Below are 24,472 nucleotides of genomic sequence, written 5' to 3' on the forward strand. Positions count from 1 at the left end.
CTCAACGCGGGCTCAACACTCCTTGATCGACTCTTCCACCCGTGACCGACCGCGCCGCCGCCACCCCGTCCATCGCATTGCGTACGCCCGCCGAGTTCGTGTGTCAGGAGTGCTCGGGCACCGGGAAGACGGCCACGAAGCGGGCGCCCGGTGAGTGGTCGGCGAGGTTGAGGGTGCCGTCATGGGCCGCGGCGATGTCGCGGGACAGGGCCAGGCCGAGGCCGCTGCCGCCCTTGTCCTTGGCCCTGGCGGGGGCGAGACGGGTGAAGCGTTCGAAGACCCGCTCCCTGTCCTGCGGCGGGATGCCGTCGCCGTCGTCGGTCACCGTGACGATCACCTTGTCGCCTGCCACCGCCACCTCCAGGTCGATCCGGGTGGCGGCGTGCCGGGCGGCGTTGTCGAGCAGGTTGGTCAGCAGCCGGTCGAGCTGCATGGGCGAGCCGTAGACCGGCGCCGAGGCGCACAGGTCGGCGACGATCGGCACCCGGCCGCCCGCGCGGCGGCGGATCTGGTCCTCGGCGACGCGGACCAGGTCCACCACGCGGCGCTCGCTGAACGCGCCGGCGTCCAGCCGGGCCAGCATCAGCAGCTCGTCGATGATCCCGGCCAGGCGGTCGGCGGCGGCCAGCGCCTGCTCGCCGGTGGCCCGCCAGTCCGTATCGTCGGGATAGGCGCTGGCCACCTCCAGCTGGGTGCGCAGGGCCGAGATGGGGCTGCGCAGCTCGTGGGAGGCGTCGGCGACGAAGCGGCGCTGGGTCTCGACCGTGCGTTCGAGGCGGTCGAGGGTGTGGTTGGTGGTGGTGGCCAGATCGGTGATCTCGTCGCCGGTGTCGGGCACCGGCACGCGCCTGGTGAGGTCCTGACCGGTGATCTCGGCCAGCTCGGCCCGTACGCGCTCGACCGGGCGCAGGGCGGCCCCGACCACGGCCCACGCGACGCCGGCCACGCTCAGCAGGATGAGCGGGATGCCGAGGAACATCAGGACTTCCACCCACTTGAGAGCCTTGTCCACGTCGGTCAGCGAGGCCGCCCCGTAGACCGTGGTGACGCCGATCGGCGAGCTCACCTTCATGGCCATGACCAGGTAGTGGGCCTCGGGCTCGGTGAGGTGGCGGGACAGCGTGAGCTCGGTCGTGTAGATCTTTTCGGGCTGGTCCGCCCGGAACCTCATCAAGGTCGGGATCTCGCTCACGCCGGGGCTGGTCGCGACCACGTTGCCGCGGGCCGAGACCACCTGCAGGAGCTGGACCCGCGACGGCGTCCGCAGCACCGTGTGGAACTCTCCCGACTGCAGCTCGCCGGCCACCCGGCGGACGGCCAGCTCCAGTCTGGTCTGCACGGCTCCGCGCAGATTGACGGGCGCGGTGGCGAGCGTGATGGCGGCCGTGATGGTGAAGACGACCGCCGCCGCCAGGGTCGCGACGGTGGTCAGCCGCGCCCGGATCGAACGTGGAAACAGCCGTTTCGCCATCTCATTCCGACCTCCCCGTATCACCACGAGTGACGCTCACCCGTGGATCCCCTCAGAACATGATGGCTGATCTGCGGATATACGGGTACCCGGGCCGCTTGCGAATACTCTCCGTATTCAGGAGTGGCCGGCCATCGCGCGCTCCCGCCAGGGCAGGAGGGCGCCGGTGCCGATCAGCAGGATCCCGGCCACCGCGATCGCCGTGCGCGGGCTCGTCAGCCAGGCCAGCCCGCCCCACAGGGCCGTGGCGGCGGCGGTGACCGCGCGCCCGCTGATGGTCCAGGCGGTGAGGACGCGGGCCAGCGCGTCGTTCGGGGCGCTGCGCAGCCGGTAGGTGACGTAGACCGGGTTGTAGACACCCATGCAGAAGATCATCGCCAGCTCGACCGCGATCACGACGAGGAGCCCGCCCGTGCCGGGCCCCACGAAGACGAGCCCGACGAGCCACAGGGCCCTGGCCACGCCGAAGCCGAGCAGGATCCGGCGCTGCCCGAAGCGCCGGACCAGCGGCGCGGACAACCGTGAGCCCGCCAGTCCGCCCAGGCAGGGAATGCCGAAGCCGAGCCCGTACTCCAGGGGCGTGAAGTGCAGGTCGTTCAGCATCAGGTACGTCAGCAGCGGCGCGGTCGCCATGATGAGCGCGGAGACGAGCGCGGTGTTGGCGAACAGCAGGCGCAGCACGGGGTCCCTGGCGATGACGCGCCAGCCCTCGACGACCTCGGCCAGGCGCGACGCGCCGGCGACGCGCTCGGGTGGCGCCGGCTCGGGCGCGGAGATCGCGCGCAGGCCCAGCGCGGACAGCAGGTAGCTGGTGGCGTTCAGAACGGTCGTGACGACGGGTCCCAGCATCCCGACGAGCGCGCCGCCCGCCGGCGGTCCGATCGCCGTCGAGATCCACGTGACGGCCTCGAACCGGCTGTTGGCCCGCGTCAGGTGCCGCTCGGGGACGAGGGCCTTCAGATGCGCCCCGCCGGCACCGACGAAGACGATGTCGGCCGCGGCGACGAGCATGGCCACCACCAGCAGTTGTACGTAGCTCAGCACCCCCAGGCCGTAGGCGGCGGGCACGGTCATCAGGGCGAGGAAGCGCACCAGGTCGGCCCGGATCATCAGCGGCCGCTTGGGCCGGAACTCGACCCAGGGCCCCAGCGGGACCGCGAGCAGGGCGCCGGCCGCCCCGCCGGCCGCCGAGATCCAGGACACCTGGGTCGCGCTGACGTCGAGGGCGAGGATGGCGATCAGCGGAATGGCGTCCAGCGCCAGCCACGTCCCCAGGCTGCTGACCGCGTAGGCCCGCCACAGCCACCCGAAGTCGCGCCCGAGCCCGGTGTCTTCTGCCACTCCGCCCCCTTTGCCGGAGGCGATCCAACACCCGGGGCTGCCCGGGAAACAAACAACCGACGCGCCCGATGGACAACCGCCGGTTGTACGTCAGCTGCGGGCCCCCGGATCAGCAGCGTCCACTGGTCGCCGATCGCCGGCAGCGCCTGCCCGATCGCGCCCGTCCGCGTGCGGTACGCACCTTGAGGTGCGCACTTCCCAATGGAGAGCAACTCTCCCTAGGTTTGTGGCAACGAAACCTGATGAGGGAGTCATCGATGCGCGCAGTCGTCATTCACGTTTTCGGCGGACCCGAGGTGCTGCGGATCGCGGACGTACCGGTGCCCGCGGTCCGGGAGCGGCAGGTCCGCATCCGGGTCGAGGCCGCGACGGTCAATCCCGTCGATCTGGCCACCCGGTCCGGGGCGCTCAGCGAGGCGGGCCTGCTGCCGGCCCGGGACGTGATCGGCATCGGCTGGGACGTGGCCGGGACCGTGGACGAGGTGGGCGCCGGCGTGACCGGCGTCGTGCCGGGCGAGCGGGTGATCGGCCTGAAGGACCGCCTCGACGTGCCGCTCGGCGCCCAGGCCGAGTACGTCGTCCTCGACGCGGACGCGGTCACCCGCGCGCCGTCAGGACATTCGCCGGTGCAGGCCGCGACGTTGCCGCTCAACGGGCTCACCGCGGTGCAGGCGCTCGACCGGCTGGAGCCGGCCGCCGGGCGGACGCTGCTGGTCACCGGCGCGGCCGGGGCCGTGGGCGGGTTCGCCGTGCAGCTGGCCGCCGCGCGCGGGCTGCGGGTGGTCGCGGTGGCCGGCGCCGAGGACGAGGCGCTGGTGCGCGGGCTCGGCGCCGAGTGGTTCGTGCCGCGTACGGCGCGGCTGGGCGAGGCCGTACGCGCTCTCGTGCCGGGCGGCGTGGACGGGGCGCTGGACGCCGCGGTGACCGGGGCGGCGGCCCTGGACGCCGTCCGCTCGGGCGGCGTCTTCGCCGCGCTGGTCGCGGGCGGAGCGCCGCTGCCGTTGCGCGGCACCCAGGTGTTCAACCACTGGATCCGCGCCGACGGCGCCCGCCTCGCGGACCTGGTCGCGCTGGTCGAGGCCGGCTCCCTCACCCTGCGCGTGGCCGAGACCCTACCCCTGGACGAGGTCGCCGCCGCCCACCACCGCCTGACCAAGGGCGGCCTGCGCGGCCGCCTGATCCTCGTCCCCTGACACCCGCCGGGCCCCGACCGCGCTCAGGCGCGGGAGCGGCCGGCGGTGAGGGTGAGAGCGGCGGCGAGGGCGGCGATGACGGCGTAGGCGACCGTGGTGACGTCGGTGCCGTGCCGCCAGCCGAGCGCGCCGATCGTGGTGGCCATGGCGGCCACGCCCAGGGAGGAGCCGACGTAACGGGCGGTGTTGTTGGCGCCCGACCCCATGCTCGCCCTGGCGAGCGGCACGCTCTCGATGGCCAGATGGGTCAGCGAGGCGTTGATGAGCCCGCTGCCGACGCCGCCCACCACCAGGCCCGCCACGACCCGCGTCCAGGGGGCGGCGTCCGCGACCCCGAGCGTGAGCAGGGCCCCGGCGGCGGACAGGAGCAGGCCGAGCGCGAGGCGGACCCCCGAGTGGACGCGCAGGTGCCGGGCCAGCAGGGAGGCCAGGAACGACATGCCCGACCACAGCGAGAACAGCACGGCGCTGGTGAGCGGGGTGAGCGAGCGGGTCACCTGGAGCACGGTGGGCAGGTAGCTCATCATCCCGATGACGGCGATCCCGGTGACGAACGCGCCCGAGGTGGCCACCAGGAAGAGCGGGCGGCGCAGCAGGCCGAGCTCGACGAGGGGCTCGCGGCGGCGGTTCTCGATCAGCGTGAACGCGGCCAGCAGCACGAGCGCGGCGGCGAACGACACGTACACGACGGGCCGGTTCCAGCCCAGCCGGCCCTCGGTGACCCCGGCGAGCAGCGCGGCGGTGCCGAGCGCCAGGGTGATCGCGCCGGGCAGGTCGTGCGGGCGGCGGCGGTCGCCGCGCGACTCCGGCAGCACCCGGCCGGCCGCCACGGCCAGGACCGCGCCGGCGACGGCGATCAGGACGTGCACGCCGCGCCAGCTCCAGGCGGCGGCGATCGAGCCGGACAGCAGCGGCCCCAGGGCGATGCCCAGCCCCAGCATCGCGCCGTAGCGGCCGGTCACCCGGACGCGGTCCGGGCCGCCCGGGTAGGCGTGGCCGAGCATGCCGAGGCTGCCCGCCAGCATGGCCGCGCTCGCCCCGCCCTGCACCAGCCTGGCCACGACGAACATCGCGGTGTTCATGGAGAGCGCCGCCAGCAGGGCTCCGGCGGCCAGCGCCCAGGTGCCGGCGACGTAGGCGCGACGGCGGCCGTGGTCGTCGGCGAGGCCGCCGGCGACCAGCAGGAGCGCGGACAGGCCGAGCGAGATCGAGTTGAGCATCCAGGCGGGACCGGTGGGGCCCGAGCCGAGGTCGGCGGCGGTCTGGGACAGCGTGACCATCGGCACCGTGTAGTTGACCAGGGCGAGCAGCGCGGCGGCGCAGGCCGCCACGGCCACCGTGCCCGCGGTGTGCTGGGCCGCCGGGGCGGGAGCCGATCTGGTGAGTGTCACGGCATCTCCTTGGTTCATTCATTGAACTGTGGAGGCACACGCTAACACGCCAAGGTTCAATGAATGAATTACCCTGGAGGTCATGGCGCTCGGCAAGAACTACGACGGCCAGGACTGCTCGCTCGCCCGCTCCCTGGAGCTGGTCGGCGAGCGCTGGACGATGCTCGTCATCCGCGACGCCCTGTACGGCGTGCGCCGCTACGGCGACTTCCTGGCCCACCTGGACATCCCGCGGGCCGTGCTGTCCCAGCGCCTCACCACGCTCGTGGACGCCGGGGTCCTGCGCCGCCACCGCTACCAGGACTCGCCACCGCGCGAGGAGTACGTCCTGACCGCGATGGGCCAGGAGCTCTGGCCGGCCGTCCTCGTCCTGAGCAGCTGGGGCGAACGCCACCTGTCGACCAAGCCACGGCGGATCTTCTGCCACATGCCCTGCGACACCAGGATCGACGGCTACGGCATGTGCCCGGCCTGCGGCCTGCGCCCCGAGCTGACGGAGATCGAGGTACGCCCAGGCCCCGACGCCGACCTCCTCCGGGACGACCCCGTCAGCCGCGCCCTCCGGCGACCGCACCGCATGCTCGACCCCCTGCCGCACACCGCCTGACCACGCGCCTCACCGCACGTCCGCGAGCCGCTCGGCGCCGTCGATACCGAGCGGAGCCGGCGCCGCGTGCCCGGGGTCGCTGAAGGTGCCCTCCCGTCGTACGGTGTGCCAGCGCAGCCGCACGCCCAGCAGGGCCGTCGCCAGGGACTGGATGACCACGAGGTACATGAGCTGGCGGTAGACGAACTGCTGGAGCGGCAGCACCCAGAGCGCGGAGGCGCGTTCGCCGTCCAGGCGGAGGGCGTACCAGCCCGTCAGCGCCTGCACCACCACGAAACCGGCCCATACCGCGACGACCGGGAGCGGGTCGCCCAGGACCGTGTTGTAGATCGCCATGAGGTCGACGACGGGGGCCAGCAAGGGCAGCAGCACCTGGAACAGCGTCAGGTAGCCGAGGCAGCGGCGGCCGAACGGGCCCGGCTCGAGGACGGCGCGCCGATGCTTCCACATCGCCTGCACGGTGCCGTAGCACCAGCGGTAGCGCTGCTTCCACAGCTGGCCGAGCGAGGTCGGGGCCTCGGTCCAGGCCAGCGCCTTCTCCTCGTAGACCACGCGCCATCCGGCCCGGCACAGCGCCATCGTGAGGTCGGTGTCCTCCGCCAGCGTGTCCGCGCTCACGCCGCCCAGCGCCACGAGCGCCGAACGCCGGAACGCCCCGATCGCGCCGGGCACGGTGGCCATGCAGTCGAGCAGCTCGAAGGCGCGCCGATCGAGGTTGAAGCCGATGACGTACTCGATGTGCTGCCAGCGCCCGATCATGCCGCGCCGGTTGCCGACCTTGGTGTTGCCGCTCACCGCGCCGACCGCGGGGTCGGCGAGCTGGCGGACCAGGTGGCCGATCGTGGCGGGTTCGAAGACGGTGTCGCCGTCCACCATGATGAGCAGCTCATGGGCGGCCTGGGCGATGCCGGTGTTGAGCGCGGCCGGCTTGCCGCCGTTGGGCCGGCGGATCACCCGTACGCCGGGCAGCCCCAGCGACTGCGCCAGCTCGGCGGTGCCGTCGGTCGAGCCGTCGTCGACGACGAGGATCTCGAGCGGGCCCCGGTACGTGGTCTCGACCAGCGAGCGCACCGTCGCCTGGATCCCGGCCGCCTCGTTGTAGGCGGGCACGATCACGGTCACCGGCGGGGGCGCGGACCACACGGGCGCGCGGCCCTTGCGCCGCTTGCCGCCCCTGTTGCGGGCCGCGTGCACCCAGGCGAGCACGGCGAAGAAGCCGAGCCGCCCCACCGTGAGCGCTCCCGCGGCCAGCAGCACCCATGACAGCACGCCGGCGAACGTCTCCGAAGCCCGCTGGGCCAGGTTGAGCGCGGAGCCGGCGAACTGTTCCACGCCACCGGCCGGCTGGTGCGCCGAGGGCATGCCGAGCGCCCTGGTCACCGTGACGGCGCGGTAGCCCTCGCCGGTCAGCTTCCGCAGGACGGCGCCGACGGCCTCGACGGTCTGCCGCCGGTCGCCACCCGAGTCGTGCATCATGACGACGGCGCCCCGGCCGTTGGCCGGGAGCGAGGAGGCCACGATGTTCGCCGTGCCGGGGCGGTTCCAGTCCCTGGTGTCGAGGTCCGTCAGCGTGACGAGGTAGCCCTCGGCCGCCAGCGCCTTCATGCCGGCCCACTGCGGTCCGGAGATCGCGGCGGGGGTCGAGGAGTACGGCGGTCGGGCCAGCGTCGTGTGCAGCCCGGTGGCCCCGGCCAGCGCCCGCTGCGTCAGCGACAGCTCCAGCTTGAGCCGCCAGGCGGGCAGCGCCGCGAGGTCGGCGTGCGAGTAGGTGTGGTTGCCCAGCTCGTGCCCCTCGGCGACGATGCGCCGCGCCAGCTCGGGGTATTTCGCCACCTTGGAGCCGACGGTGAAGAAGGTCGCCTTGGCTCCGTACTTCTTCAGCATGTCGAGCACCTGCGGCGTCCACGCCGGGTCGGGGCCGTCGTCGAACGTCAGCGCGACGGTCCTGGCCGGCAGGCGGGCGCTGGCGGGCCCGTTCGCCGTGATGTTGAGTACGGGGCCGCCGCGCCGCACCTTCTCCAGCTCCGGGGACGGGGAGCCCGTGGCGGGCGGGGGCGCCTGCGTCTCTCCGACGACGTTGGTCACATATCCGTTGAGCACCAGCGCGGCGGCGGCCAGCAGCATGCAGACGGCGAGCGGGAACCAGTGGCCCTTGGGGTCGGCCGGGGGTCTCGCGGTCGGCGCGGCCGGGTCGTGCGGCCGCTCGTTCCCCTGCCGGGCGGTGTGGTCCTGCCAGGCGGGGAGCGGCGCGGCCGGCCAGACCAGCTTGTCGTACTGGTGCGGGCCGCTCACTTCTTCGGGCCCTTCGTCCGGTTCGGGTCGAGTCCCGGCGGCGTCTTCGCCTGGCCGGGCGGCTCGCTGTCCGTGGGGCCGCCGGTGGGATCCGCGGTGGGATCGGCTGTGGGATCGGCCGCGGGATCCGTGGCGGGACGGGTGCTCGGCGCCGGATCCGTGCTCGGCCGGGGCGTGGGCCGTGCCTGCTGCGGCGCTGCCTGCCCGGACGTCGCCGACGGCCGGGCCTGGCGGGTGACCGTGGGGGTCGGCCGGCGCGACGGCGGGCGCGTCACCTCCGGGCGCGTCACGGAGGGGGTCGGCCGCTCGGACCGCTTCGGCGAAGGCGAGGGCGTGCGATCCGGCGAAGCCGTGCCGTCGGCCGCTCCCGAGCGGTCGCCCGGCCAGCCGTTCACCGAGAGCGTCGTGCTGGAGAACATTCCGGCGATCACGACGGCGAGCAGCGCGAGAGCCAGGACGCTCGCGCCGATCGAGCCGATCATGATCAGCCTTCGACGCCGTCCACTCTGGTTGACGAAGACGGCTGTCGGGTTCTGTTGCTCAGGAGGCACGCGGAAATCGTAGTGACAGGGAGCAAACTAGAGAAACTAGGGCATTTCTTGACATCGACCCCAAATTCGCCAGACACGCCTGGTCAAGCGGTCAGGGCCTCAGCCACGCGCCAAGGGCGGCCGTCAGCGTGACCGTGTCGGCGGGACCGGGGCCGGACACCCACGCGAGCGCCCCGTCCGGCCGGACGAGCGCCGCCGCCAGGTCGTCGCGATCCTTCACGGTCGCCGCGACCACCTCCAGCACCTCGCGCCAGGGCTCCGCCACCTGCGCGACCTCCGGCTGCGACGGCGCGTGGACGAGCAGCGCCCGCCCGCTCCCGCACAACTCCGAGATCGTGCGGGTCTGCCCCGGACTCGTCACCAGCCGCAGGTCCGGACAGGCGCGGCCGGTCAGCGGGTGCGTGGCGGGGTACGGGAACGCGTACCGGGTGCCGAGCCCGTTCAGCATCCGGCCGAAGTGGCGGTTGACGTCCGGGAGGTCGAGCAGGTCCGACACGATGTCGCGCATGGCCGCCGCGTGCTCCCCCGGCAGCGACAGCGCGGACTGGGCGCGCGTGTTGTGCAGGACGGCGGCGCCGACGGGGTGGCGTTCCGCGGTGTAGGTGTCGAGCAGGCCCTCGGGGGCGCGCCCGGCCACCGTGGCGGCGAGCTTCCAGCCCAGGTTGACGGCGTCCATGAGGCCGAGGTTGAGCCCCTGGCCGCCGTTCGGCGAGTGGACGTGCGCGGCGTCGCCGGCCAGCAGGACCCGGCCGATCCGGTACGTGGCCGCCTGGCGCGCGCCGTCGGTGAACCGCAGCGGGCCGCGCACCCGCGGAAGCTCGACGTCCACGCCCGTCACCCGGAGCAGGCTCTGGCGCATCTCCTCGGCGGTCAGCGGCAGCCCGCGATCCTCGGGGAACCCGTCGAACTCGATCGTGGCCACCATCCCGGGCGCCCGCATCAGCCGGCCCGTGGCGGTCCAGCCCGACGGGGGGAGCCGGTCGAGGCCGGGGGCGTCGGTCAGGACCCGCCGTACGACGCTCGTGGGCTCGGTGCCGGGGAAGCCGAACCCGGCCAGCTTGCGCACCGCCGAACGCCCCCCGTCGCAGCCGACCAGGTACGGCGCGGAGAACCGCCGTTCCCCGGCCGGGGTGGCGACGGTGACGGTGACGCCCTGGTCGTCCTGCGCCAGGGCTGTGACCTCGCACGCCCGCCTCACGACCTCCTCCCCTCCGGCGAGCGAGGCGAGGTGCTCGGCGAGGACCCGTTCGAGGTCGCGCTGCCAGATCAGCGCGCCGACCCGGTCCGGCTCCTCCTGCAAAGCGGGGTCGATCTTGAAGATCTGGGCGAAGTGCCCCTTCTCGCTGCCGTGGTCGCGCGCCTTGTCGGCGAGCCCCTGCTCCCGGTACGCGTCCAGGGCCTCCCCCAGCCCCCGGCGGCGCAGCGCCTCGGCGGCCAGCGGGCCGATCCCGCGCGCCTTGGGCTCGGCGCTCGGCTCGGCGAGCCGTTCCAGCACCAGCGGCCTGGCTCCGGCGAGCCGTAACTCGGCGGCGAGCAGCAGCCCCACGGGCCCGGCCCCCACCACGATGACGTCGGCGTCCATCGTCGCTCCCTAAACTAGACTAGACCGTCTCGTCTCGTAGACTAACCCCCATCCGAAGAAAGTGGGTACGGACCATGGCCGAGCACGGCCCCCGACGCTCCCCGGCCAAGCGCCGGGCCATCCTCGACGCCGCGATCAAGGTGTTCACCGACCAGGGGTACGCCCGGGCCAGCGTGGACGCCATCGCCGCGGTGGCGGGGGTGGGCAAGCAGACGGTGTACGGCCATTTCGGGGACAAGGAGCAGCTGTTCCTCGCCGCGATCCAGGAGGCCAGGTCGGCGGTGAGCGCAGGCGACGCGGAGGGCACACCGGGCGTCGCCCTGAGCGGCGATCCTCGCGAGGACCTCACCGCGCTCGGCGGGCGGATCCTCGACATCGCGCTCTCACCTCGCGTGTCGGCGCTGCACCGGCTGACCATCGCGGAGGTGGCGCACCATCCGGAGCTCCAGCGCACCTGGCGCGAGAGCTCGGCGTCGGCGGACCGCGCGGTGGCCGACTACCTGCGCGACCGCGACGCCGACGGCCGGCTGCGGGTCCCGGACCCGGCCAGGGCGGCGCGCCAGTTCTCGCACCTGGTGATCACCGAGGGACGGGTCGAGACGGCGTACGGCATGCTGCCGCTGCGACCCGAACGGCGGCACGCCATCGCCGCCGACGCCGCCGACCTCATCATCCGCGCCCACCACCCTTGACAAGAAATGCCCTTTATGTCGGTTTTGCGAGTCAAGTGAATGATGGGGCTGGCGTGACCGGCGGATTCATCCGTCGCTCAATCGCCGCCTGACCCGCCATTTCTCCCTTTAGGATGGCAACATGTCTGCGTCGAAGTCGAATTCCGGACCCCATTAACCAGATTTATATTGCGTCCATAACTGCGGCCGAAACTTCTCACACCCTCTCTCCGTTCTGCGGATAGGTAAAACGGCAACTGTGAGGAAATGTGCGCGTCACTTCATCCCTCAGGTCCCTTCTCGCCCTGGCCGTGACCGCTGCCGTGGTGCTGTTACCGACGGCCGCGAGCGCTTCGCAGCCCTCTGACGTCAAACCCGTCCGCGTGGTCGTCCTGGTCGACGAGTCGGGCAGCCTGTCCGGCCCGGACGTCGCCCGCGAACGGGCCGCCTCCCAGCTCATCGCCCTCAGCGAGCTCTCGCCCCAGTCGCAGGTGGCCGTGGTCGGCTTCGGCAGCTCCAACGGCCCGGGACAGGCGGCCGTGGACATCGCCTGCCCGCTGACCGGCGTGCAGACGGCCCAGGACCGCGAGTCGCTGAGCCGGTGCGTGGAGAAGCTGCGCCGCCGCAACAGCGGCGAGGGCGGCGACACCGACCACGCCGCCGCCCTGGAGCAGGCGCTCGACATCATGAACACGCCCGACGACCAGCAGCGGGCGAAGATCGTCTTCTTGCTGACCGACGGCGTCCTCGACGTCAGGAACAGCCCCCAGTACGGCGCCGACGCCCAGGCCCGCAACCGCAACGCCCGGGCGCAGATCGACCGGAGCCTGCGGGACGCCGAGAAGGCGCGCGTGCAGATCTGGCCGCTGGGCTTCGGCTCGGCCGACAAGACGAGCCTCGACGCCTTCGCCGCGGGCGGCTGGCGGCAGCCCTGCGGCGACCAGGAGACGGCCACGCCCCGCGCGAGGGTGGTCGCGACCTCGGCCGACGTGGAGCGATCACTGCTCGAGGCGTTCGCCTACGCCCGCTGCGCGGGCATCGAACAGTCGGTCACCGACTCCCTGGAGCCCAACGCCACCGTCGACCTCCAGGTCAACATCCCGATCATCGCGACCGACGGCTCGATCGTGGTGGTCAAGCGCGACCGGCGCATCCGGGTGACCTACTTCGACCCCGACGGCAACCAGGTGCCCAAGCAGGGCGAGCAGAACGACTCGACCTTCCAGGTCGCCGGCGAGGCCGGCCCGGTGGAGTCGCTGCGCATCCGCAACCCGCTGCCCGGCAAGTGGCGGGTCCAGCTCACGTCGCCGCCGGGCGTCAGCCGCCAGGACGTCAGCGCGACCGTCGTCTGGCAGGGCGCGCTGCGCGCCTCGATCTCCCTGAGCAATCCCCGGCCGCGTCCGGGCGAGCAGGTGGCCGTACGGCTGCGCCTGCAGACCAGGACCGGCACGATCACCGATCCGGCGGCGCTGGAGGGCCTGCGCTTCACCGCCCGGATGTCCGGCGACGGCTTCCAGGAGCTCCCCGTCGACCTGCGCGACGCGGGTGACGGCCCGGACCGCGCCCAGGGCGACGGCGAATACTCCGGCCAGGTCGCCATCCCCGCCTCCGCGACCGGCGACCTGTCCTTCCTGGGCAAGGTCACCGGCCCGGGCGTCGCCGGCGACGAGCGCCCGTACGCGACCCGCGTCGCCGGGCCCGCCGACCGGCTCCGCGCCCAGGTGCAGCTCGACGCGGCCACCGTCGAGCCGGGCGGGGAGGTCTCCGGCACCGTGCGCGTGACCAACGACGCCGAGCCCGCCCAGCTCGCCCTGCGGCTCATCGACGTCCCCGGCACCGTGAGCCTGTCCCTCCAGCGCTTCCAGGCGCCGGCGGGCGCCTCCGAGCACGCCCTCAAGCTGCGGATCGGCGCGGACGCTCCCAAGGGCCCGGTCGGCGGCTCCGTCCAGGTGGTCGACGCGGCCGGGCAGGTGGTGGCCGAGGAGTTCGTCGACGTCGACGTGGAGCCGCCCACGCCGCTGTGGCAGCGGCTGCTCCAGGCCCTCCTGGTCCTCCTGCTGATCCTGGCGGTGGCCCTGCCGCTGCTGTTCCTCAGGAGGCGCGCGCGGATGCGGGCGGCCGATCCGAGCGAGCTGACCTTCTACCTCTTCGAACGGCCGGGCGAGCCGTACGTCAGCAAGATGCAGGCGCCCCTCGGCGAGGGGCCCGAGTTCACCTTCGAGATCTCCGCCGGCCGCCTGGTGCGCACGTTCGGCACCGGCTACACGGCCCGGCGGGGCGGCGGCCAGACCGTCCTGGTCCGCGACCCGTCCGGACAGGAGCTGGAGCCGCTGCGCCCGGGCCGCCCGGTCCCGCTGCCCGGCGGCATGTTCCTCGGCGTCGACGACGCCCGGGTCAAGGGCGCGGAATCCGTGTACGGCGCGCGGGAGCCGCACCAGAGCAGGACCCACAGACCGATGCCAGGCGACGACCTGTTGTGAGGGGCGCATGAGGATCTTCGATCCGATGATGTTCGTGGGACTCGGCGGCACCGGCTGCCGGGTCGGAGTGGAGCTGGAGCGGCGGCTGCGGGACGAGCTGTGCGGTCCGGACGGCATGGACCTGATCCGAAACTTCAGCTGGCAGAACTACCAACCCTACGAATTGCCCTCCTGCCTGCAGTTCGTCTACGTCGACCTCAACGAGGCGGAGCTGACCCGCACCCGGCGCCGGGTGGTGCCGACCGAGCGGGAGTTCGCGGCGGCCGGCCGGACCGCCCACCTGATCCACGACGTGGTGCCCGCGTTCGACTCCTACCCGGACGTGGCCCGCAGCCTGCGGGCGACGTCGAGCGACCACGTCAAGGACTGGCTGCCGCCGCGCGAGCAGGAGCCGCTGGTCTCCCCGCTGATGCGCGGCGCAGGGCAGCTGCCCACGGTGGCCAGGGCGGCGCTGTTCGAGCGGATGCGGCACGGCCCCGGGCCGGTGGTGCAGGGCATCGACGACGCCATCGGCGCGATCAGCAACTCGGGCAGCGAGCTCGCCGCGCTGGGCGGCCGGCTCAGACGCAGCTGCGACGTCTTCGTGGCCTTCTCGGTGGCGGGCGGCACCGGCAGCGGCATCTTCTACGACTACCTGCACCTGATCGGCGACGCCTTCGCCCGCAACCACATCAGGGCGCGGATCCACCCGCTGGTCGTCATGCCGTCGGCCTTCGCCGAGGGTAAGGGCGGCGGCCGCCGCGCCCGGCTCAACGCCGGCTCCAGCCTGCTCGACCTGTTCCGCCTGGTCGACGACCAGAACGCGCCGCACGCCGGCACGCAGGTCGACGAGCAGGGCATCGCCGGCGAGCTGGGCGTGCGCTACCCGGTCAAGGGCGAGGTGCGGCTGGCCACCGGCACCGTGCAGACGGCGTTCCTGTTCACCATGCCGCCCGGCGTCGAGCGGGACGACCTGCACCGCTCGATCGCCTCGCTGATCGTCTCGCTGGCCGGCACCCAGCCGCGCGCCTCGGGCGACGGCGGCGGCATGGAGGACCGCGGCGAGTCGTCCTTCGCCGACGACTTCATCAACCGAGCCGTGGAACGCGAGGTGCCGGCCGCCTCCGGCATCGGCAACCGGGGCGTCTCGACGGCCTTCGTCTCCTCCATGACCGTCCCCGTGGAGGAGCTGGCCGACCTGGTCAGCTCCCGGCTGCTGGCCCGCGCGGTGGCGCAGCTCGAAGCCGTGCCGCCGGGCGCCGCCGAGAGCAACGTCGAGGAGATCCGGCGCATGTTCACCACCACCAACCTGGAGGCGCTCAACACCCGCGAGCCGCTGCCGCTGCCGGAGGTGCGCCCCGCCACCGGCGCGGCCGAGATCCAGAAGTCGCTGGCCAACCGGATGCGGGCGATGGAGGACAACCTGGCCTCACTCGAACGCCAGCTCAACCGGGTCGTGCCGACCCTGGCCCAGGAGCTGGACGTGCGCCGCGGCGCGCTCGAAGCGCTCGGCCAGGTCGACCCGTTCCGGCTGCGGCGGGTGGTGGTCGGCCTGCCCGGCGACGTGCACGAGGCCGACCGGCTGGGCTTCGCCGGGCTCCTGGACCACCGCAGGGCGCAGCCGCGCAAGCCGTACGACAACATGACCGAGGCGCCGCCGCAACCGCGGCCGATGCGCGACCGGCTGCTGCGCAAGACGCAGTGGACCGACCCCGAGGTCCAGGCCTCGATCGCCGACCAGGACACCTGGTACCTGTGGCGCAGCCAGGGGCTCTGGCACCGGGCGTGGGCCGACCAGATGCCCCGCTGGGAGCCGCGCCGCAAGCAGCTCATCCGCGAGGTGCGCGAGTTCACGCAGGTCTTCGTCGAGCACGCCGAGGCCGACGCCGAGCGCTTCGCGCGCCGGGCCGGCGAGCTCTACGAGACCCGCGTGGGCGTCTACCACCTGCTGCCGCCCGCGGGCGCGGAGTCCTTCTACGACGCGGTCGTCCGCCGCTTCGTCGACGTCTTCGTCGCCCGGCAGCAGTTGCGCCCCACCGACGGGGAGGCCGCCGTGGCCAACGCGCTGATCGGCCCGGACGGCTGGCGGCACGCCTACGACCTGGCCTGGCGCACGGGCAAGCCGGCCGACGCGCTCACCTGGGTGCGCGACCGGCTCAAGCTGGAGGTGAAGAAGCTCTTCAAGGACCAGGACGAGGCCGCCGCGCTGGGCGAGCGGCCGCTGCTGCCCTCCCTGGCCGACATCCTCGCCCAGGCCGCCTCTGGCGGCGGCGACGACCCGCACGTGCGGCAGTTCCAGCTCAAGCTGGCCGACCTGGTGCCGGGCGGCTTCACCCCCGACGGCACCGGCGACCTGAAGGTGCTGGTCTCGTATCCGGCGCCGGCCAAGGACCCGGCCCTCGAACGGTTCCTCAAGGACCGGATCGACCTGCCGGGCGTGCCCGACTTCCGCAACATCGACGCCGACTCGGTGACCGTGGTGCAGCTGCGCACCTCGATGAGCGTCACCCAGGTCCGCGAGCTGCGCGAAGTGCTGCACAGCTGGGCCGACGCGCTGCGCGACGAACGGCCGCAGGACCACCTGAAGTGGCGCCAGCGGCTCGGCTACGACTTCGGCTACCTGGCCACGACCGAGGAGCACCGCGTCCGGATCCTGCACCGGCTGCTCTGCCTGCTGTGGAACGGCCGGGTCAGCGTGGTGGAGGGCGAGCCGAGCTCGCCGTCGCGGATCCGGATCGACGTCGAGGGCGGGTCGATGACGCTCCCGCTGACCGGGTACGGCAAGGCCTCCTCCTGGCCGAGCATGCTGCGGGCCTACGAGCAGTGGGTGATCGCCGGCGACGAGGAGTTCCGCAGCCTGGTCAGCGAGCAGCTCATGGACGCCACGCCGAAGGGCCTGGCGGGCGCCCCCAGCGCGCCGGACCCGCTCTACCACCTCGTCACCGGCATGTCCGCCGACCAGCTCGGCCTGCTGGAGATCATGGTGCCCAAGCTGCCGTCGGGCGCGCGCAACCGCGCCGACCAGCTGATCGCCTTCTGGGCGCACACCCTGCCCGCCGCCCTCGACCTGCCCTTCGAGCGGGTCGCCGAGGCGGTCGCCTACAACCTGCGCGACCTGGACGCGCTCCTCGGGGAGTGAGCATGGTCGTCGTGCTCGACCTGCGCAAGGGTGAGCTGGAGCGGCTCGGCGCCCAGGTCCTGGTGGTGGCCGACACCGAACGCCTGGCCGGCGCCCAGCAGGTGCTCCAGGACGTCTTCAGCTCACGCCTGGTCAGGTCGGTGCTCGTCCTGGCGGTGGGGCCCGACCTGCGCCTGCCCCCCGTCCTCGGCGGGGAGAGCCGCAGGGTGCTCTGGGTGAGCGACCCCTGCGGCATCCTGTGGAACGCCGACACCGGCGAGGCCGCCCACGGGCCCGGGGTGAGCGCGGAGGCCATCCTGATCGACCTGCTCACCCAGCCGGAGGTCTTCGACGAGGTGGTCAACAGCCTGGGCGACATCCCATACGGCACCGCCTCGCCCGGCTGGCGCATCGTGGCCGGGCGGATCGACCCCGAGGTGCTCGGCCAGGCCTTCCGCGAGGTGGCGGAACGCTTCGACGGGCCCGTCCAGCAGGACACGGCCACCTTCAGCTCGCCGCTGGCCACCGCGCTCCCCGTGCTCAGCGGCACCGTCGACCTGCCCTCCGACCTCCTCGACGCGCTCGTACCGGACGGCCCGCTGCACCGGCTCCACCGTGACGCCGCCGAGCGGATCGACCAGGCGGTCCGCGCCCTGGACGACCTCGGCTACGTCCACGACGCCCGCGCCCGGGCCGCGGTCGTCGACAAGGTGATCGCCGCCGGGCGGGCGCTCGCCGAGTTCCGTGACACCGTCGCGCGGCTCTTCGAGGAGATCGACCACACCGACGAGAACGCCGCCGAGCGGCTGGCCGCGCACGGGATCAGGTTCACCGTCCCCGCCGACATGGGCCACGCCCAGATCGCCGGCGAGCTGCGCGCCGACCTGGAGGCGGCCCTGGCCGAGCGCAAGAGCGTGCCGCGGATGGTCTCCCGCTTCCGCCTGCTGGCCGACCACAGCGCGCCCATCGGCAGCCGCGCCTTCGTCGCCGACCTCTGGCGGGCCTGCCCGGACGAGCTGCTCAACGCGCTGCACGCACCCGCCGAGTTCCCCGCCACGTTCCTGCCCCGCTTCGTCTTCTGGCGGCGCTCGCGGGCGTGGTGGCGCGAGCAGCTCTCACTCGGGCCGGCCAGGACCGCCCTCGACGACCTGCGCTCGATGCTCGAACGGGTCGCGGCCAGCGAGTGGATGCTCGGCCAGGCCCGCATGCACACCTCCGACGCCTCCCGCACGCTGGCGGCGGCGCTGAACGAGATCTGCGCGCAGGTGTCCTGGACGCTGACCGACTGGAGCAAGGCCGAGACCGGCCAGGCCGCCGCGAGCCCGGCGCTCGACGAGGAGGTCACCGTACGATTGCGCGACCGCGGCGGCCAGCTGCGCGAGGTCGTCACCGGCGACCTCGTCGACGCGGTCGCGAGCTGGCTGGAGCCCGCCTGGACCTCCCTCGAGCAGGGCGCCTACCGGGACGCGCAGGTGGGGCTGGAGCGCCGGGTCGACGAGACGCTGCGGCAGTACCGCTACCACCTGACCCACCGGGGCGTCCAGGAACGCCCCGACTTCGGCACCGGCGACACGGGCCGCCAGGAGCTCGTCGACGCGGTCTGGCGGCAGTCCCAGCAGGTCGTGCGCGCGCTGCGGGCCCAGGCCAACGGCCAGATGCTGCAACTGTGCGGCGACCGCGACCTGGCGATGCTGCTGCGGCAGGCGTACGCGGTGCGCTTCGCGCCCAGGGCCGTGCGGGGGCAGGGCAACCCGCCCGACGTCGTGTGGACCCGGTCAGGACAGTACGCCGGCACCCTGCGGCTGGTGCCGCTGCGCCCCGGGACGGTCGAGGAGAACTGGAGCGAGGATGGAACCTGAGCCGCTGACCTTCTTCACTCCCGACGGCGACCGCGTGACCTGGGAGGTGGAGGCGGAGCCGGACCACGACCCCTTCGAGCGCCGGCTGACCCTCGTCGTCCAGGGCGCCAAGATCGTGCAGCGGCGGGTGCCCCGCGCGGAGGGGCGCGACCGCGACCACCTCTACGAGCTGCTGGAGAACGAGGCCCGGATGGGCGCCAGGCTGCTCACCCGGCTGCGGCGGGCCTACCCCGTCGAGCTGCCCCGGCTGATGGGCTACAGCCTGGACGAGGAGGAGCCGTTCGTGCTGCTCTCCGACTACCGGGGCGAGCCGGTCACCCGCTTCGCCGGGGCGCTCCTGATCGCCGAGCAGCGGGCCCTGCAGGCGAGCCTCTTCCGCGCCGTGCGCATCCTGTCGGCCTGCGACATCGTCCACCGGCGCATCGACCCCGGCACCGTGCGCTGGGACGGCACCGCCGTGCAGCTCACCGACCTCAGCCACGCCACGCTGGCCGGCAGCCGCCGGCTGCGGCTGGGAGAGGCCCCCTACGCCGCTCCGGAGCAGCGCGCGGGCACCGGCCGCGCCGCCACCGCCGACGACCTCTGGAGCGCCGGCATGGTGATCTACCGCACCGTCACCGGGCGCGAGGTCGCCGACCGACCCGACCTCTCCGCCGCCCCGGCGCTGCAGCCCATCCACGACGTCTTCTCCGGCCAACCGCCGTCGGCGCTGGAGGTGCTCGACCGGCTGCGGGAGCCGGACCCGATGCGCTCCATCCCCGCCGAACCGGACCTGCGGCTCGAGGAGGGCCGCGTCGCCTTCGACCGGGCCCACGAAGCCAAGCGCGAGACCGAGGCCGAACCACCTCCGGCCGTCACCCGGATCGAGCAGGTGCCGCAGGAGCAGCCGCGGAAGTGGTGGGCCCGCTGGCTTCCGCTGGCCGTGCTGGCCGCCCTCGTCGTGGTCGTCTGGATGGTGATCCGGTGATCCTCTGCCCCATCTGCCTGCACGAGTTCGCCTGGAGCGAGGACGAGCTCTACGAACGCACCCCGGCGGGCCACTACCAGCGGCTCTCCCTGGAGAACGCGAGCGGGGCCCGCCGAGAGGACCTGCTGCGCGCCGCCCACGTCCGCTGCCCGGCGCCGGTGGCGGACCCGAGCCTCGAACACCACCTGCCCTACACCTACGTACGGCACGGCCGCCCGCTGGTGATCGGGCTGGTCGGCGGGCCGGAGACGGGCAAGACCCACCTGCTGGCCTCGATGATCGGCGCCATCGAGCAGGGCGGCCTGCGGCCGTACGGGCTGACCGCGGACGCGGTGGACATCGAGCGGCACGCCGAGTACGTCAACACGTACGTGCATCCGCTGATGGTGGAGCGGACCGCGCTCTCGCGCACCACCCACCGGGCCACCGCCGAGCCCGCCGACGCGCTGCTCGTCAACGACGGCCGGCACACCACCGCGGTGGCGTTCTTCGACATCGCCGGCGAGCTGCTGCGCAGCTCCACCCACGAGGCGACCAGGTTCGTGCCGGCCGTCGGCGGGCTGCTCTTCGTGATCGACGCCGCCACCAGGTCGGCCAGGATGGGCGACGAGTCCTTCCGGGCCGTGCTCGACCGGCTGCCCAAGAGCGGCGGCCGGCTCGACATCCCCGCCGTCATCGCGGTCACCAAGAGCGACTCGGTGCGCTTCGAGGCGCCGGTCGACACGTGGCTGTACGACGAGCCCGACCGGCTGGACCAGGTGGACGTCCTGCGGGAGAGCCGCGACGTCTACGCCTTCCTGCACCGGCGCGGCGCGCAGGCGTGGCTCAGCCCTTACGACAAATGCCGCAAGTGCACCCTGCATTTCGTCTCGGCGACAGGCTCCGCCCCGGCCGACGGGCGCTTCCCCAGGGGCGTGCGGCCGCGACGCGTCCTGGCGCCCCTGATCTCGCTCCTCGCGATGACCGGTGTCCTGCGCGGCTATCCGGAGGTGGGGATCTGATGGGGCGTTACTCCAGCGTCGACTGGATCCTGTTCGAGTGGGACGAGCGCCGCACCGGCCTCGGCCCCGTGCGCTCCTCCCTGGAGGACACCCGGGGCTGGTACCACCAGCTCGGGCCCTGGCTCGACCCCGGTCCCGCGCCCGGGGTCAGCCTCTGCCGGCTCATGGTCGACGGGCGCGTGGTGGTGCTGTCGCGCACGCGCACCGGCGGCTCGGACAGCAGGCGGACCATCCGGGTCCAGGCGTACCTGGGCGGCTCGGCCGCCAACGCCTCGGCGATGCCGAACGTCCGCCAGGCGCTCGCGCTCGCCCCCGGCTGGGGCTCGTTGCTGCCCGCCGACCCGGAGCCGCTCGACCTGGCCGTGCTGCTGCGCCCCTATGCCGACGCGAGCGCGGCACTCGACCGGCGGGCCCGCGCCGAGGCGGCGGCGCTCGCGCCGATCGTCTCCGAAGCGCTGCGCGGGCACCGGGAACCGCTGTCGGTGGCGGCCCAGGGGGAGGCCGTCGTGCAGCTGTGGGGGCTGGTGGACATCCTGGACCTGGTGCTCGGGCGCTATCCGGAGACCTTCTCCACCTACGAGAGCGACGACCTCAAGCAGGGGGCCGAGGTCATCTTCCTGCAGCAGTGGCCGGGGCCGTCGTCGCGGGCCGCGCACCGGCGGCGCGTGGATCTGCGGGCGCCCGACCAGAGCGACCTGTACGGCGAGATCGCGGCCATGGTCGTCGCGGCGTACGCGGACCGGCGGCTGCCGGGGCTGGTCAAGCGGCTGCGGATCCACGACGGGATGGCGCTGGAGGAGCGGGTCGAGCTGCTCGGGGCCGCCCTGCGCGAGCCGCCGAAGCCCGTACCGGCCGAGCCCCGGACACCTCCCCCTCCCGAGCCCGCAGAACCGGCGCCCGCTCCCCCGCCCTCGGCGTCCTCTCCCCCGCCACCGCCCCCGGCGTCGGCGGTGGCGTCGGGTCCGCGCAGGCGGGTGCCCTCGGAACGGCCCGGCCCCACGCCCGTGCCGCGGGAGGAGACGCCCGCGCCCGGGCCCAGCGCGCCGGTCTCGCCGCTGGCCCGCCCCGAGGCGCAGCCCGTCGCGGTGCGCGACGCCTTCGACTACTTCCTGGCGGAGCTGGCGGAGGCGACCACCGCCGGCGCGGCCCGGGGCATCCTGAGGGACGTCCACGCCTGGGCGCGGACGCGCCCGCCCGCCGACGTACGCTCCCGGCTGCACGCCCTGGTGCCCCAGCTGGAGCGGCTGCTGCCCGACGACGAGGTCAACCCGATCCTGCGCGACCTGCTGGACCCCGACGCCCCCGCCGAGGCCGTCAGGTCCGCCTGGCTCGATCCCCGCTGGCTCGTCCTGGCCGCGGTCCTGCTGGTCGTGCTCGTCCTCCAGGTCGTGACCACGGTCCTGCGGTGACCGCCGGTCAACCGGCCGGCCGGTTCAGGAGGGCGTCCAGGGCGGCGCGGTCGTTCACCCCGGTCTTGTCGTAGACGGCGTACAGGGTGTTGGCCACGGTGCGGACGGACACGAAGAGCCGCGCGGCGATCTCGCGGTTGGTCAGCCCCTGCGCGGCCAGCACCGCGATCTCGCGCTGCCGCGGCGTCAGGCTGGGCACGTCGAGGTCCATCAGCGCGAGCGTGCGGGCGCCCTGGCAGCGGTGCGCGAGCCGCCAGGCCCGGGTCTGCGCCGCCCGCGCCCCGCGCGCCAGCCCGGACTCGCGGTAGCGGGCCGCCGCCCGCGCCGCCGCCTCGGCCGCGTAGAGCAGCAGGCCGAGCCGCTCGAAACCCTCCGAGACCGCGTCGAGCTCCGCGCCGTCGCGAGCGGCGGCGTGCCGCGCGAACAGCGCCACCAGCGGGCCGTCCACGTCGAGCGCGGCCAGCCGCGCGGACACCAGGTCGGCGCGGCCCAGCCGGACGACGTCGTGCAGCAGGAACGGCACGTCGCACGGCAGCGCGCCCTCGGCGCTCTCCAGGCAGAGCTCGACGGCCCCGGCCGCGTCTCCGCGACCGGCCAGCGTCCACGCCCGGGCCAGGCGCAGCGGCACGACGACGGACGGACCGATCGGCGTCCCCGTCGCCTCCGCCCGCTCCAGCGCCTGCTCGGCCGCCGCGACCTCGCCGAGCAGCGCGTACGCGTGCGCCAGCTCGCCCAGGCACGACCCCGCCAGCACGCTGCGATCGGGCAGCCGCGCGGCGGTGTCGCGCGCCCACGCGAGGGCGTCGGTCACCCGGCCGCGCAGCCGCAGCACGCGGGCCGTCCACGTGCCGAACTCCAGGTTCGCCCGCGTCCAGGTGTGGAAAGGCCCCTCCAGGCCGTACCCCTGCCCGGCGAACCGCTCGGCGGTGTCCAGATCGCCGAGCAGCAGCGCGGCGTGCGTGGCATGGCCGGTCAAGGCGGCCGAGAGGCTGCGCATGGCGACCGGCTCCTTCGCCAGGCCCGCGCCCATCTCCGCAGCGTGGGCCAGGCATTCCGCGGCCCGCCCCTGCGCCACCAGGACGGCCGCCTCGGCCCCGCTGATCATTCGCCTGCCGTGCGGGCTGAACGGGCCCATGTCCCGCGCCCGCGCCATCAGGTCCTCAGAGACGGCGATGTCGCCGGTCAGCGTGGCCAGGACGGCCCGCATGATGAGCGCCGCCTGCCGCGACTGAACCTCGTGGACGAGCCCGCTGGTCTCCTCCAGGACGGCCCGCGCCCGTGCGACGTCCCCGAGCCCGACGGCCAGGTTCATGGCCCGCTGCACCCCGAGATCGGTCCGGGCCGTCTCGCCCATCTCCGCCGCCCACGCGGTGGCGAACACCTCCTCGGCCTCGGCGTACCGGTCGGTGTAGAACAGCACCGTGCCCAGCGCGGCCAGCGCGGGAGTCCCGCCGCCCGCGGCCACCGCCGCGCGCCCCAGCCGTACGGCCAGCTCCAGGTCCCGGATGACCCGGGCGCGCTCGCAGCCGGCCAACAGCAGCCCGGGATCGCCGGGCAGGCCGCCGTCCAGCCGCCAGACCGCCACCCTGAGCACGTCCTCGTGCCGCCGCAGCCCGGCCTCCGAGACCGCCTGCGCCAGGCGGCGCACCATCGTGCGGGCGCGCAGCACGCCGCAGCCGTCCCTGATGACCTCGCCGTACAGGGGGTGCGCGAGCCGCACCTGGAGCCGCCGGCCGTCCGGCTGCACCGTGACGAGCTGCCGGTCCTCCAGGTGCTGGACGGCGTCGAGCGACCCGAGTGCGGCCAGCAGGTCGGCGCCGAGCGGCTCGCCGTACGCCAGCAGCTCCAGCACCTCCCGCTCCCGCGCGGTCACCTCGCCGATGCGGCCCGCGACGGTCTCGCGCAGCGTGGGCGTGATCGTCAGCGGCCCGCTCCACCGCCACACGCCCCCGTCGGCGGCGAGCATGCCCGACAGCACGAGTTCGCGCAGGTAGAGGGCGTTGCCCTGGCTGACGCGCCACAGCCGGGCCACGGTCGCCGACTCCACCCGGCCGCCCAGCGCGGCCTCCAGGACGGCCGCCGTCTCCTCCAGGGAGAACGGCTCCAGCTCCAGCCGCGGCACCAGATCGTCCTTCCACAGCGCGAGCACCGCGTCCGGCACGGGCGTCCGGCTGCGCAGCGTCGCGATCACCCGGGTGCCGTCCCGCGTCACGAGATGGTGGACGAGCGCGGCGGAGACCGGATCGAGCAGGTGGGCGTCGTCCACCACCAGCACCGGCACGCGCAGCGCGGCGGCCGCCCAGCCCAGCGGGTTCCCTGCGGGCGGTGTGGCGGGGAGCAGCGGGGCGAAGGCGCCCAGCGGGACCTCCGCCGCGGCCGTGGTGGCCCGCGCCCAGGCGACCCCGTCCAGACCGCGCACCGCCTGCGCCGCCAGCCGGCTCTTGCCCGTGCCCGGCGGACCGGCCACGACCACGCCCCTGGAGGCGGACCTGATCTCCGACAATTGCGCCGCACGCCCGATGAACGGCCAGGAGCCTGCCACGGCGAAAGCGTATTTGAG

16 protein-coding genes are annotated in these 24,472 nt (G+C 73.9%); 9 read left to right on the forward strand and 7 right to left on the reverse strand.

Going from position 1 to position 24,472, the window contains the following annotated elements:
- Positions 1-103: 103 nt before the first annotated feature.
- Positions 104-1,471, reverse strand: a complete 1,368-nt coding sequence (locus H4W80_RS17335; RefSeq protein WP_192786039.1) for a sensor histidine kinase — start codon at positions 1,469-1,471, stop codon at positions 104-106.
- A gap of 117 nt (positions 1,472-1,588) precedes the next feature.
- Entirely contained in the window at positions 1,589-2,812 is a 1,224-nt protein-coding gene (locus H4W80_RS17340) for an MFS transporter (protein WP_192786040.1), read from the reverse strand.
- Positions 2,813-3,069: 257 nt separating this feature from the next.
- Here H4W80_RS17340 and H4W80_RS17345 point away from each other — a divergent pair, with 257 nt between their 5' ends.
- Positions 3,070-4,005, forward strand: coding sequence for an NADP-dependent oxidoreductase (locus H4W80_RS17345; protein WP_192786041.1), 936 nt, complete (start codon positions 3,070-3,072; stop codon positions 4,003-4,005).
- Between the two features lie 23 nt (positions 4,006-4,028).
- On the opposite strand, the gene H4W80_RS17350 is transcribed toward H4W80_RS17345, so the two are convergent.
- A complete protein-coding gene (locus tag H4W80_RS17350) occupies positions 4,029-5,396 on the reverse strand; it encodes an MFS transporter (RefSeq protein WP_318786913.1) in 1,368 nt (455 codons plus the stop codon).
- Positions 5,397-5,478: 82 nt separating this feature from the next.
- On the opposite strand from H4W80_RS17350, the gene H4W80_RS17355 reads away from it, so the two are divergent.
- Positions 5,479-6,003, forward strand: a complete 525-nt coding sequence (locus H4W80_RS17355) for a winged helix-turn-helix transcriptional regulator (protein WP_192786043.1) — start codon at positions 5,479-5,481, stop codon at positions 6,001-6,003.
- Positions 6,004-6,012: 9 nt separating this feature from the next.
- On the opposite strand, the gene H4W80_RS17360 is transcribed toward H4W80_RS17355, so the two are convergent.
- The 3 genes from H4W80_RS17360 to H4W80_RS17370 form a co-directional block, all read right to left on the reverse strand.
- On the reverse strand, positions 6,013-8,295 hold the full coding sequence (locus H4W80_RS17360) for a bifunctional polysaccharide deacetylase/glycosyltransferase family 2 protein (RefSeq protein ID WP_318786914.1): 2,283 nt from the start codon (positions 8,293-8,295) through the stop codon (positions 6,013-6,015).
- Positions 8,292-8,846, reverse strand: a complete 555-nt coding sequence (locus tag H4W80_RS17365; protein ID WP_192786044.1) for a hypothetical protein — start codon at positions 8,844-8,846, stop codon at positions 8,292-8,294. The genes H4W80_RS17360 and H4W80_RS17365 overlap by 4 nt, the downstream gene beginning before the upstream one ends.
- Before the next feature lie 91 nt (positions 8,847-8,937).
- Entirely contained in the window at positions 8,938-10,428 is a 1,491-nt protein-coding gene (locus tag H4W80_RS17370) for an FAD-dependent monooxygenase (protein ID WP_192786045.1), read from the reverse strand.
- A 74-nt stretch (positions 10,429-10,502) separates the two neighbouring features.
- Between H4W80_RS17370 and H4W80_RS17375 the strand changes: the two genes are divergently transcribed.
- The 7 genes from H4W80_RS17375 (at position 10,503) to H4W80_RS17405 (ending at position 21,912) form a co-directional block, all read left to right on the forward strand.
- Positions 10,503-11,120, forward strand: a complete 618-nt coding sequence (locus H4W80_RS17375) for a TetR/AcrR family transcriptional regulator (protein WP_192786046.1) — start codon at positions 10,503-10,505, stop codon at positions 11,118-11,120.
- 290 nt (positions 11,121-11,410) lie between these two features.
- Positions 11,411-13,579 (forward strand): vWA domain-containing protein, encoded by a 2,169-nt coding sequence (locus tag H4W80_RS17380; RefSeq protein WP_192786047.1) that lies wholly within the window; start codon positions 11,411-11,413, stop codon positions 13,577-13,579.
- Between the two features lie 7 nt (positions 13,580-13,586).
- Positions 13,587-16,697 (forward strand): tubulin-like doman-containing protein, encoded by a 3,111-nt coding sequence (locus H4W80_RS17385; RefSeq protein ID WP_192786048.1) that lies wholly within the window; start codon positions 13,587-13,589, stop codon positions 16,695-16,697.
- Between the two features lie 2 nt (positions 16,698-16,699).
- The gene (locus H4W80_RS17390) at positions 16,700-18,535 is read left to right on the forward strand and encodes a hypothetical protein (RefSeq protein WP_192786049.1); all 1,836 of its coding nucleotides are present in this window, start codon (positions 16,700-16,702) and stop codon (positions 18,533-18,535) included.
- On the forward strand, positions 18,525-19,502 hold the full coding sequence (locus tag H4W80_RS17395) for a protein kinase family protein (RefSeq protein ID WP_192786050.1): 978 nt from the start codon (positions 18,525-18,527) through the stop codon (positions 19,500-19,502). Before H4W80_RS17390 ends, H4W80_RS17395 begins: the two co-directional genes overlap by 11 nt.
- Positions 19,499-20,503, forward strand: coding sequence for a hypothetical protein (locus tag H4W80_RS17400; protein ID WP_192786051.1), 1,005 nt, complete (start codon positions 19,499-19,501; stop codon positions 20,501-20,503). Before H4W80_RS17395 ends, H4W80_RS17400 begins: the two co-directional genes overlap by 4 nt.
- Positions 20,503-21,912, forward strand: coding sequence for a hypothetical protein (locus tag H4W80_RS17405; RefSeq protein WP_192786052.1), 1,410 nt, complete (start codon positions 20,503-20,505; stop codon positions 21,910-21,912). Before H4W80_RS17400 ends, H4W80_RS17405 begins: the two co-directional genes overlap by 1 nt.
- 7 nt (positions 21,913-21,919) lie before the next feature.
- Here H4W80_RS17405 and H4W80_RS63620 read toward each other — a convergent pair whose 3' ends face one another.
- On the reverse strand, positions 21,920-24,454 hold the full coding sequence (locus H4W80_RS63620) for a LuxR C-terminal-related transcriptional regulator (protein WP_192786053.1): 2,535 nt from the start codon (positions 24,452-24,454) through the stop codon (positions 21,920-21,922).
- Between the last annotated feature and the right edge of the window lie 18 nt (positions 24,455-24,472).

Origin of the sequence: Nonomuraea angiospora, from assembly GCF_014873145.1 — a bacterium.
Taxonomy (GTDB): Bacteria; Actinomycetota; Actinomycetes; order Streptosporangiales; family Streptosporangiaceae; genus Nonomuraea; species Nonomuraea angiospora.